Annotated in this window: 1 protein-coding gene; it reads left to right on the forward strand. The window is 41.1% G+C overall.

The genetic code is table 11. The annotated features are described in order from the left end of the window. Positions 1 to 71: 71 nt before the first annotated feature. Positions 72 to 13,970 (forward strand): hypothetical protein, encoded by a 13,899-nt coding sequence (locus H6571_16725; protein ID MCB9325385.1) that lies wholly within the window; start codon positions 72 to 74, stop codon positions 13,968 to 13,970. Positions 13,971 to 14,031 lie beyond the last annotated feature (61 nt).

Consider the following 14,031-nt stretch of genomic DNA (forward strand, 5'->3'; position numbering starts at 1 on the left):
TCATTTGACGATCATTCATCGTCGAATGTTATTAAAAAAAATACTTATCAATTAATCATAATTAACCTGTAATGATTACAAGTAAACGAATCCTAACCCTTCTTTTTGTATTGTTTGTAATAAGTGATGTTGTGGCCCAATCGGTCTGGCCTGTGCAGCTCACCGGAGCCATGATCCCACCCAGGTCGCTGGACCTCGGTGTTTATGGAGCAGACCGGCCTCAGGACCTGTTTTTTAACGCTATGCTCAACGACCCTGTGGAACCTTCCCTTCAGGTGAGGCTCGAACTCAGTATTGAGCGCAATGGAGAAGTACTTTACATCACCGATCCCAATTACATAGCACCGCCGATCACCTTATCGCAGTTCCAGATGATGCAGATCGACGGGAGTATGTTGCAGGACTACCTAAACAATGTCAATCTTACAGGCCCCCAAAATACAGGTACGGGTTCTATCGAAATCCCCGAAGGATTCAACCAGATATGCTTACAGGTTTACGGTGTGGAGAGAAATGTACCCGTTTCCAATAAATTTTGTGTGCAGGGAAGTTTCGTGCTCAACCAGCCGCCACAGCCCATCCTGCCTTCCTGCGGAGAATTGCTGGAATTCCCCGAAACGCAGAATCAGCTTTTTACCTGGCAGCCCATGCACCTGGGAAGCTCCAATGCTCCCGGTGCCGTAGAATATAAATTTGAAATGGTACAGTTGCCCGACGGCACCTACAATGCCAATGATGCTTTTGAAAGCGCGCTGGAGGTGTACCAGACCACCACCATGACGCCGTCTTTGATTTACACCCAGGCTGAGCCGCAGCTCATCTCCGGCAAATTGTACGCCTGGCGGGTAAAGGCCTATTCCATGATGCACCCTACAAGTAAGTTGTTCCAAAATAGCGGCTACAGCGAAATATGCACCTTCATGTATTACGAAGGGGAAAAACCAGGGCTGGATATTTCCTCATTTAATAATCCTTCTCCGACGGGTTGTGAAGTATTCAATACCGATTACGGTCCGATTTCCAATACGGAGCCCATTTCCACGCCTTTGGTGGAAACAGACCTGGTCGCTTTGGGGTATTTTACGATGGAAATTATGGAGGCAACCGGTGGAGCGCAAGGATTTAATGGAAAAGGGAAAGTACGCATTCCGATGTTCAATGCTTATGTGAATGTGGCGTTTTCGGGATTGAAGGTGAATAGTGATATGCGTGTTTTTGAGGTGGAGGAAGTGAAAGCTGTGGTGGACCAGCCATTTGCGTTGGATAAGGTGCAATTGCAGGCCGAATTGGTTCCCACTACCATCAACGAAAATTATGTCAATGATCTCGACGATTTTTTCGCTTCAGGCAATGGAGTCACCCGTTTGACATCCAGCATGAACCTTGCTGATCCGACCGGGTATAACCTGCCGATTGCCATGGATCAATTGGATATGCCGCTGGTATCTGTCATTGGCATATATTTTACACCGAGAAATGCCTTTATCAACCTCGTTTCCTGGAAAGGGGAGCAAGGGAATAATCAGATGCGTTTTGCCGCTACGGCCGTGCAGGCGACACCTTATGGTGTGAAGAATGGATCATATTTGGTGGCACTCAATGAAGGGGCTGCCGAGTCTTTTGAAAAAGTGATGGAGTCCATTGAGTTATCCCGAAGAATTACGACGGATGTAAAGATGGACTGTGATTGTGAAGGAGCAGGGCCATTGGAGACCCAGGCCAGTTTGAATATAGCTCAGAAGGTAGCTGTTCGTGAAGCTGACCAGGGAATTATCCTGCTTGAGCCTGCCAAAAAGGGTGAAATAACCGAGCGGTTTAAAGGCGAAGTAAAGGCGCTTCCGGATTTCCTGATCAAGGGAATTGATGATATCGTTTTTTCTGCTGATAAAGGTTATTTGAACCTATCTGTAATCAGAAGGGGAGAGCAATGGGAGACTGCCCGAGGTGATGCAAGTAATGCTCAAAGAGGGCTGGCATTGACGGAGGCAAAGGCTCGGATACCGGAAAAATTCAATTTTCTGAAAAGCGAACCTATCGTTTTGGAAAATGGAAACCTTTTCATCGATAACGATGATGTATCCGAAGGTCATTTTTTTCAGACCGGCTTATTGTCACTGGATGAAGGAGTTGTTGACAAATGGTCTTATAGCGTGGACACTTTGGCTCTTAATATTGAGCACAGCAGCACGGCCGGGACAGAAGTGAAAGGCCGGTTAAGAGCGCCATTATTTTCAGAGACATTTGATTATTCCGGTTTTTTATACGCTAGTGGTAACAGCAACCCAACATTGGAACTGAATGTCAAACCCGGAACCTATAACATGTATCTTTGGTACAGCCAGTTCAAACTGGATGAAAGCAGTCAAGTACAACTGGAGATCAAAGATCTGGGAGGAGAAAAATTACTTTATCCCCGAGGGAGGTTCAGTGGCGAATTATCTCTTGAATTATCTGCTGATGAGGTGGCAGAGGCCCTAAAAGCCGTTGTAGGGGATGATCCGGAACTGTTGACCAAATTGCGACAGGCACTCGATGTGGAGAACCTGGATCTAAAAATCAATAACCTCAAATTGACGAATCTGGAAGTGGATCCTTATGCGGAACTATCCGAAAGATATACTTTGGGTTATGGCGGCCAGGGGAAAGCTCAGATTGGCGAACTCAGTTTTGACATTTCCTATGCAGAACTGGTACATAATCCCCTGAATAATAATCAGGAAGAACTCGGTTTGAAAATACACCTAGTGCACAATTTTAAAGATATTGCTATTACGGCCTGGGCGGATACTTACTCTGGAAATAGTGGTTTGCCAGGTCTTAATGGCGGCGGCGGCGGAGAAGCTTTTAGGGGGTCGACCCCATTTGCTCTTATGAAGCTTTTTTATGACGATCCGGGGGATAAATTGAGAGCAAAGGGGTTGGATATAGAAGTCACGGAGACGAGTTGTTCTTGTGTGGCGGAGAGTGAATTTTCCGGTAGCGGTAATATGCAAATTGAAAATAATAAGCTGGTGCTTCCTTTTTTGAAAACTTCGGGTGGTCAGGCAGAGACTATTGCAGTAACTCAGTCTTCCGGTCGGTATAAAGCTACCAGTGAAGTTACCAGCCAAAATGCAAAGAACATCTATAGCGGTTCGGGGGATTGGCCCATTAATATTACGAACCGTTTATCGCAATTAGGAATCAGAGGAACCCTTCCGGATAAGTCAAAATTATTCATTTCAGGTGTGGATATACCTTCTGCAGGTGTAAAAGGTCTTATGGAATTGACTATGTTGTACGAATTGGATGCTTCGACCTATCTGATCTTTAAGGAGGATTCCATTACGTTTTCCACCAACCATATCGATATGTCGGATATGTATTTCCATTTGGAGGATGATGTTCGGTTTGAAACGGGGGATGATACCTTTTTATACAATAAGAGTAATGGTTTGGATGATGATGCAGAAGGAAGTTTTGTGCGAATTGATTGTGGAGGGTTCAAGTATTTTAATGTAAAAGCTGAATTCTGGCCATTCTTCTCGGATACCAAAATGGAAAAGGTCAAAATCTATTACAAATTATCAAGTGCCCAGTTTAAAAAAGGGGCAGATGTTATCAGGGAAAGTGGTGTTGATCAAGTAAAATTTCCTTTTACCATCAATACAAAAGACGCTGACTCAGGGCACTCATTAAGCAAGTTTATTGCTCCCCTTGATAGTAAGGCTGATTGGAATTTTTCCTCAAAAAATGCGCCTCAGGTTGTTTTTTATCCTGGTGACGAGTCTTCCTTTTCAGCTTTTATCGATTATGACGATACCCGTGCTAAAAAAGATGATATGGTGTCCATAGGTGGGGCAAAACGTCCTCCATCATTCAGAGGGATTGTTTTTAAACAAATGGAATTCGAATTGGATGGTTTTAAAATGTCTGAATTCAACGCTGAAAAAGGTAAAAATGAAACAGTTGGTCTAAAACTTCCCATAAAGGATGTAGTATATGATCTGGAAAAAGGATTGAATAAATTATACGCTAAAAAAGATCCGCTCCTCAGAACTAAAGGGGCTCTTTTAGGAGGCTGGAAATATGACCTGACTCAGGTTGATTTTAATTTTGTAAATAATAAACTGGAACTATTACCGGGAAGTGGAGATGGATCAGACCAGGTGCAAGGCGTTTATCTAAAAGGTAATACTTTAGTACCCATTTTTGATGGTGACCCACCTAAGGGTAAACATGACATCAAAAAGCTGGTTATGCCAGATTTCACATCTGGGTGGGTAGGTTTTAGCGGAACACTGGAATATGCACAAAGCAGGAAAAAATTTCACCCGCGTGCCAATCTTTACTTCGACCCAATAGAAGAAGCCATTTATCATTCCGCAGTAATACCAACGCTGGGTATGAAACTGAAAGCCGGTTCAGAATTGGTACTGGATTACAATGATGGAAATGGCGAAATGGAAGTACAAGCAACCATGAGTGGAACAGCCGGCATCTATTGGACTAAAGGAACGCCGGAACGATTTAATTTGCCAGACCAGATAGTGAAAGTGGCTAACGAAATTGAGTTTTTCTATGACCTGTTTGAGTATGAAAACCTTAAAATAAACAGCCCGGATGATGCTACCAACTGTACCGGGGCAGGCAGTCAGGATCAAATTGTATTCAGTGGGATAAAATCCATCAACTTTGGTACGTGGGGCGTCATTGGATCGCTTAATAATAAAGCAGAATCGGAATTTGAAGGAAGTTTGCAAGGATTTCCACTAACGATTGGAGAGGGAATGAAGTTTTCTTGTTTTCAGGCATTCAAAGATGAGCTCAATGATGATGGTACTGTTAAATTGACGGATTCAGGTGGAAAAAAACAAGTAGCAGAAACCAAATACCGTTTCGTCTTACCTGTAGCCATCAACCTGATGCCAGATGACGACACAAAAGAATCGGGTGAAACAGCAGGTGTGAAAGCGGAAACGAACCTCCACATTATCGTCAATTTCAATAAAGGCGGATTCTCCATCGACGGATTTGATATAGGATGTTTTTTGATAGATGGGGAGCTGGGCCCTGTTAAATTTAAAGGCGGTCTGAATATATTAACAGATGATGCAAATCCAAGTGCAGGGGACTTTCAGACTGCAAAGGATGGTTCCGTAAATTCTAAATGGGGTTCCGGATTCAAGGCAGGGCTGGATGTCACGGTTGCCGGTGTCAATGTAAAAGCAATAGGTCAGTACGGTAACACCAGGTGGGACATAGTTGATGCTAAAGTTGAAAAACTTATAAATCCTGAAACCGGGATTCTGGAGGAAACAGGGAATCAGGAGAAGTACAGGTATTTCTTTATTGATCTGGAAGCTACTTTCCCCTCAGGTATTCCCATACCCCCTTCCTCTCCTGCATTTTACGTGGTAGGAGGAGGTGGAGGTTTTCTCTATAACATGGATATCGAACCTACAGAATATCTGTTCAAAACAAGCGGGCAAGCCAGCGGTGGCGGTCCCAATGACGAAATCGATGGTTCCGTAAAAGAAGCCAATGACTACCCGGATAATGATCTGTGTACCATTGATGATGACATGTTAAAACCTGGTAAGAGTTTTACGGGCATTTCCTACCGGCCTAACCAAGGTGCCGTTGGGGGTAATATATCCCTGATCGGAAGCATACAACCAAACACACCCAATGTCCAACAATCATTTGCCGCGGATCTGACCCTTCGGCTGGGCCTGGAAAAAAACAACGCTAGAACTTATGGGCTATCCTACGTGCAATTGGATGGAAATGGATATATGATGCCTGAGTCCATTGCAGAACGGCGCGACGATTTTGTAGCTAAATTAGCGGCCTCTATAAAGTATGACCACAAAAATAGTGAAGTTAATGGATCCATGTTAGTAGAAGCTTCCTATCCACACGTAAAGATTGTAAAAGAAAAAAAAGGAAAAGATTTTGAGAAGGGAAGAAGAGCGATACTCACTCAACCCCATGATGCAGGTGACCCGCAGGAAAGAAAGAGAATTTTTAAGGATGTTGCTGAGCTGAATAAGGAAGAGAGAGAGCAAATGGCTGCTTTAAGTAAAGGTCACAAACCACTTTTCAAGCTTGAAAATATGGAAGCCATTTTTGGGGTTACCTGGAAAGACAAAGCCAGATGGGCCTTTAAGTTAGGAAGCTGGACTGGAAATACGGGTTCCACGTTAGACTATGCCGCAGTGAAATTCCCTAAAATAAGCGATGATCTTGCACTGAAGTTTTATCTGCAAGCTGGGTATGATGTAGATGGTATTCCCCCAATAGACAAGTTGTTGCCAACCTGGAATAAAAGTGTAGACTTTAAAGATACACCAAAGCGGGTTCCTGATTTCTCCAAATCCGGTAATGGCTTTGTGATGGGAGCAGTTGTAGAGATGAAAGCCGAAGGCAATTTAGGTCCGTTGAGCGGATATGTGGCTGGTAAAGCTGGATTCGACATAGCCATGATGGATTTCAGCTCCCAAAATATAAAATGTGGCGAGTCACAAGACGGAATTGGTCTGAATGGATGGTATGCTAAAGGCCAGGCGTATGCATTTGGCAAAGCGCGGGTTAACCTCGAGTATGATTTGAAATTTAAAAGTGGGACAATAAACATATTCGATGCTCAATTGGCCGCAGTCGTCCAGGCGATGTTGCCCAATCCTTCTTACATACATGGTTTTATCAAGGGACATTACAGCGTACTCAATGGTATGTTGGACGGCAGTTTCAATTATAAATTTGAGGCAGGATCGCAATGTGAGTCATTGGCATCAGCACCCGTAGTTATTGGTATCCCACTCATTCAAAGTGTTACGCCATCGGGAGTTGACAAAAATCAACTCGAAGAGGTTTTTGTTATCCCACAACTCAAAACCAATTGGAGGCTGAATAGCACCATTTCGTTCCCTAATTACAATGATAAGGGGGAGGTTACAGATTATGATAATTATAAAGCAAGACTGAAAGAGTTTAGGATTACCAATACCAAGACAGGCAAAGTAGTCCAAACTACACAAATTCTTGACAATGACAACTTTGGGGCAAGCCTAAAACTTAGTGGTTCTTATCTGGATCTGAATACTACATACGAATTATATGTCAAAGGGGTATGGACAGTTGACAAAGAAGAGGATGGTACTTATGTGCCTTTGGTTTATAATGGGGAAACTATAATAGAAGAAAAGAGAATTACTTTTACCACTACAGCTAAGTTTCCTGATGAGATACGGTTAGAAATGGTGGAGAGCCTCACTCCAGGAAATAAACAGAGATACTGGCATGCAGGCTATGCTGATCCCCATTTAAAATTCAATACGAATGATCCTAATATTACAGCCTTATTCCCGCCTACTTTTTCTAAAGACGGGCAAGAATTTAGATACGAATACGTAGCAAAATTTACCCCGGAAGTAAGTGAACCTGGCTTGGAAGAATTTGAAGTGCCTGTGGTGAGCTATCCGGCAAGAACTCCTTTCAAGGTCCCGGTATATGGTGAGATCTCTTATGGAAAGAACAAAGAATTTACTATTCCATCTATAACAGATTATAGAAATGGTTCTACCCAGGAAGTTACTTTTCCAGAGTTGGATAATAGGAGCCATATGGTCAAAAATGGAATCGTATACAGATTGGACCTGGTGCGAAGACCGGAAAGACCCTCTGCTATTGCAGCCTCTTCCGAATTAGAGGATACACAGTCTGGTACGTTTGAAACGACCGGTGGACCAACGAAAAATGAGGTTAAAATAAACCTTAAAAAACTGGACAACACCATCAATGAAATATTGGCAGACAGCACGAAGGTGTTGTTTTCCTATAATTTCGCAAAGAGCAAATACAACAGCCTCGCGGAAAAACTTGAAAACTCCACTTACCAATTCGTAGAGTCCATCCTACCCCGGGTGGATATGAGCCACCCTAAGGAGGCTGTACTTTCTTACCATTATAGTGTGTGGGACTCTGAACTAGCTTCAGCGTTTCAAACTAAAGATGACTACTTTGCCATCAATGCCGACGAAGGCTTTGACCGGTATGATCTAATTCGGATAACCAAAAATGCCCATATCAACAACGCTCCTGATGATACTGATTTCGCCAATAAACTCAATCTATATAAAGTAGGAGAACTCCATAGGCATTATCTGGATAGATATCTGAACAACCCTAAATTTAAAGACGTAACCTCGGCAAGATTTAACCAGTCAACCTCTAGAAAAGAGTACCTCAGAGAAGTATTGAAACCTTACAATGAGGTCAAAGATAATGTCGGCAATCCATGGCATTACGCCTTTCATATACCCCCTCAAATGGATTTGTTGAGTGGAACGGAAATAAAGGCAGGAAAAATACTTGAATCTAGCATGGAAATTAATGAGGACAGAGACCCCAGATCTCCCGACCAGCAGACCTTTAAACCCCGTTCCTATGGCTTACTTTATCAAAATATAACCGGAAGGATCCAGGCGAACCAATGGAGGGTGTTACATGATATTGCTTCAACTGAAATGGTCACTTATAAAACAAAGGAAGAAGAAACCACACTTGGCGTTAATGCTCCGTGGGATGATGATGCAGAATACTCAGAGGGCACAATCAACGCAGATGAAAATTACAGAGAACACTGGGGGGTGGAATATTCTCGATCAAAAATAGGCTATAATGATGAAATTTTCGCTTACAAACTTGGTCAATATATTATTGATATCAATATTAATGATGGAAGCGAAAATGCTCTTATTAGGCAAGGAATTATTGAAAACAATAAGTATAAATTAGGTTATCGAAAAAACAACCACAAAGGAAGCACGCTGTCGTTCCCGGTTGTCGATCGCTGGAGTACTATGGATGAAGAGACTCAAAGCGGCAGGAACGTGTCTTTTAATTTAGTCCCGGTTCATGAAATTGGTGGTTCTGCCCCCGTCAAATCTGATGTTGTGGTTAGTGGAAAAAATGAAGTTGACATAGACCTTGTTATTCTGAAAAGTAGAAGTGGAGGACAAACTGGAATTATAACTAACAAAAAAAGTGGTTATCTCCCAAAGCTTACCCGAGCTATTGTAATGGGAGAGGACAGGTCCGGGATGATGCAAATGGCCATGTATTATGGGCCTGCAAGAGCCATCTTTCATTATTTTCAGAATAAAAATGGAATTCGAATAGAGGATCAACAGGCTCATCTTACTCCTGAAATTGGAAGAAATAAGGAAAAACTTTCTTTGGAAAAGCTACTATCAAAAATAAGTACTCGCACTTGGACAAGTTCATTTGAGAAAGCGGATATCTATCTTTCTTTTGAGGGCATGGATAAGATGATTCGATATTCTTTTTATGATAGGGATAGCCCCAAACCTGGGTCCTACGGAATAAAATCTGAAGTGTCTGATCTGAAAACAGCGGTGGAAAGATACGATTTGTTAAAGAACCAACCGGATTTGCTAGCCATAGCTTATGAGGGTTTTTTACATCCGATACCTGGTACTATAGAGGTGGGTAAATATTGCTGGGGGGGCCAAGAGGTAGCATATCATACTAGCAATATGCAACCAGGAGACTATAGAACCAATGAGGGCGTACAAGTAAAGCAAGATCAAGACACGAAAAATATTGTCCTAAGGAAAGATGAATGGGTGAAATACAAGGTTAGAAGTACAGCAAGGGGAAAACAAATAAATGCCAAGGTTGACTTCAAATATGATTGTATATACTCTAACAATCAAGTAATATTGAAGCTTGATGATGAAGTCATATTGGATACCATGTTGTCTCCAAGTAGTAATGACTTGGTAACACATGCGTTTACTTACAGTAATGAATGGTCAAATGAAAACCCATGGGGGGATAAAGTTTTGACCATTGAAGTAAAACAAGGAGAACTAACCATTTCAGATCTCTTGATAACTGTTATAAAGCGAAAAGTTACGCACGAAGAGATTTTTTCTGATGATTCTCCTGTCGAGCATATTTATGCCAAAGCAGATCTTGATTCAGAGGTACATATAGACGAATCAAAAGTCTATAGAATTAAGATAAAACATGCGGAAGATAAAACGGTAAGTACTCCTTTCAGCTTTATTAAAGATGTTGCGGGGAATGGAAGAGTAAGTTCTTTACGGCCTGTAAACAATCCATCCTACACCTTTGATGAAGAGTGGGTTTTTGAAAAGGTGGAAAAACAAAACAGTTCAGGCAGCCGTATCAAAAACGCATACGATATCAATAATGTATCTACAGGTTTGTTGCTTAACCCTTTCCATATCAGTGCTACGGGGCATTGGCAAATATTTAAGTCAGGGAAAGCTTATGTGCTGGCTGCCCGAAATGACTATAGCCCTGTCGGAAATGGATACCCATTAGGCCAGTGTATCAATCAATTGGAAGAATCCTTCAATATGAATGGATTACCCAATTGGGTAGTAGAATTTGAAGAAATGCGGCCAAAGCTGGAGTTGGTTGAAAATAGTACCGAAAGAATGAATTCTGATTATGTGTACAGAATAATAGTAAATGACCCTGAAGGTAAAGGGGCAAATAAATATTTGTCGCTTTCAGAGAATAATACAATCGGAACCTCAAGTGTATATGCAAAACAAAATGAATTTTTATGGGGATTCAAGAAAGCTAGTGGTGATAATGTTTACCTCACAGACGCCTTTCATAATACCGTCTCTTTAGGTATCCAATCAGCCATTAGAATACAACAGGTTAAAGACAGGCCTGATAGCTATGTGATCTTGAATTATGTGGAGAATACCTACTTAAGTATCAATAATACGGGCAGTATAGAGTGGACAAAGTATCCGGTTACTGCTTTGAAATTCGAAAAGATGGGAGATGTAAAGCAATGCTTGACTTCAGCATCACCACCAGATGATTATAAAAACTATACATTTTTGATCAAAGCAGTGTCAAACCTGCCAGTTGATAATAGGCATCTCGGATATCTCGAATGGGAATCAAGCAGCACCAATGTATCTATAAATCAAGGAGAGGTTCAGAAAAAAATAGCCGAATGGGTCTTAGTGCCATCCGGAGATGCATTCAGAATATTCAATAAGCATACGCTACAATATTTATTTGATGGAACGAATTTTAAGCTAAGTCAATGTATGGATGGATACCAACTAAGTAGGAAATTTGGGGAGCCTTCTGAAATAATGAGAGTAGAGGATGGTAATTTATTATTGAAAGAAGCCGAAAATCACCATACGTCATTTGTTTTTGAAAAATACAGGAAAAAACCAAAGCCGGCATTAGAATTCGATGAAATCTATAGCATCCAATTGGAAAACAGCTCGGATACGAAGTACATAGGTAATGTTGAAGTCAGTGGTGGTGATCTTTCCAAAGAAATTGAGGTTGGAAGTAATAGGCCAGGATTCGCCTGGAAGCTGACTAAGGGTGATGGTCGGATGGTGCCTATATTTGAAGGTACTATAGGATTCCTGAAGAATATGGATTTACAGGCTTATGAATTAAATCCAGGTACAGGATCAGATGTTTTAGATAAAGATGAAGTTGAGCTTATTGAAGTAGAGCCTAAAACATTTGTAATTCATGGTTTCGATGGATTTGCCTATATAAAAGAGGATGGCAGGCTTGGTTGGAAGAGTTCTGAAGTGATCCCAACGGAAAGCAACTACAGGTTTAAGTTCAAATTGCATAAAGCAAAAGAGGTTTCTAATATTAATAGTAAAAACCCTGAGAGTGGTGATTTCTATTTCTTATCCTCAAAATACAGAGAGAATTCCAACAAGGTATACCTTGACCTGATAGAAGGGGGAGTCAATGATTACGGTCAGAGAGATTATGATGCAGTAGTTAAAACCGGAGAGAATCCCAATACAGCATGGACTTACCTTAACGATGAAGATTACGATATATCAGGAGAGGAAAAGGTGCTACAGAGTAATAGAAATTCTGCTATGCTTGGAGGTGTTCAACAAAAGGTAGTTGCCACAAGCACTTATTCAAAAATAACCTTGTCTGATGCTCCTGGTGGAGGATATTATATCCAGAATTTCGGTCATTACTTGTACTACAATTCCAAAGAGAAGGCTTTCTTATGGTTCAGTACTTCTTCAGTTTCAAAGCATGCACTGTTTGATGATCGGTTTATTTTCATTTTCGAAAAATTACCTGAATCTATTTTTGATGTAGAGCTCAAACGGGATGTTCTTTATACTATCAGGACCAAAAAAGATTACGATGAAGAAAGGATTGTAATGATATCTTCAGGAAACAGCCCTCGTGCAACGGCTAAGTTTAAACAATCCGATGGAAATGAACCGGCCATATGGAAGCTTTCCGGATTGTCTGGTTCTGGTTCATTCGATCTCTATTCTCCTGAAAAGGACATTTATCTGTATTCCGAAAGTTCTCAATTTGCAGACTTGAGACTTGGTATTGTTCCAAATTCTGAATTAATACTGGAAAGGCATTTGTCTGGAGCTTATTTTATCAGACAGCAAAAGAATGATAAGCTCTTCCTGACCTATGACCCCAATCAGGAATATTTGGTTTGGAGTGAAAAGTCAGCGGATACAGATATGGATAACTATCTGTTCATTTTTGAGGAGCCAGGGTCATATGATGATATCGAAACAGTTGAAACTATCGAATTGGTGCGAGGAACTACCTTTAACATGAGGTCAATGTACGAGTACGATCAAGGTCTGTATGTCGGTCGGAAGGGGGATGCCTACGGCGTGGAAAAATCTAAAAAAGTCGATGCATTTAGATGGAGGATGGAGAAACACTACCGCGGGAATACCTTAATATTTGAGGGTGGTACTGGGATATTCCTTAGCAAAGATCAATTTTCTTCAAATTCGCTTCGATCTACGGAAAGTGATTATATCCCAAATGTAGAGTTTAGGGAGCATGCTTCTGGGGCCTATTATATTGTATTAAAAGAATTTGTTGGTCACTATAATGATCTGTTCCTGTTTTACAATGACAAGACTGAAAACCTTATCTGGAAAGAGAAGGCTAGTGATATTGAGGATAGCAGGTATCTGTTTGCCTTGGAAAAAGTTGAGAAAAAAGATTCAGGTTTACTCGTAGATGCTACCTATGAATTTTACAACGGTTATCAGTATGAAGAAGGACAGCTTGATCAGTTAGGCCATACTGAAAATTGGCAAATTCACACTTACAGTCAAAGCAATAGTAATGTTGTTGCAACTAATACTTCGGAACCTGGTTACAGGAAGTTCATTCTCCGGGATGCAGGCTATAATACCTTCTATATGGAGCTGGATATGGATGCAAAGTTTGAATATTTGCAGGGTTTTTTATCTTATTTCTATACTGCTGGTGGCGAAAAAAAAGTAAGAATATCCAAAACGCCAGCAAGAATAAAGCTTTTGCCAACGGGTCAGGGATACAGTATTTACAATGGAGATGGTGAGTATTTAAACCTGGATCCGACCAAAAAAACTTTTGAGTGGAGAAGCAACGATGAATTTCATTATCTAGATGGTCGGGATATATTTTATTTCAAAAATCCGGAAGGTGGGAAGAAATATGAACCTTCCAGTGCTGTGCCGCAGCTTGACTTTGAGGATGGTAAGACGTACGGAATATACCTGGCCAAAGATTTTGTTTCGCAAAGTGATAGCAGGGGGGTTATTTATACAGGGAACTCTTATATGTTTTATCATATGAAATATCATAAGGATAAAACAGAACCATTCATTGTAAGGAAATATTCAGACGGGCAGGTCAGTCTGGAAAGTTCAGATAATAATAGGGGCTACCTGGGTATTGAAAATTCAGGCATGCAGCCATCTGATAAACCACTATACTTATGGCTCATAAAAAGCGGTGAAGGTTATTATATCACTAACTCAGCCGGTAAATATTTGAAGGAAGACGGCAGTAACCTCCATTGGAAGGACAAGGAAAATTTTGAAAAAGAGGATAAAAGTAATTATCTGATGCTATTGAAAGAAATCCAAAAATAGTGAACCGCCCGGGAAGAATTTGGACAAGTCAAAGAAATTTTATTGCAAGCAGAAAAATAAA

Source organism: Lewinellaceae bacterium (genome assembly GCA_020636105.1).
Taxonomy (GTDB): Bacteria; Bacteroidota; Bacteroidia; order Chitinophagales; family Saprospiraceae; genus BCD1.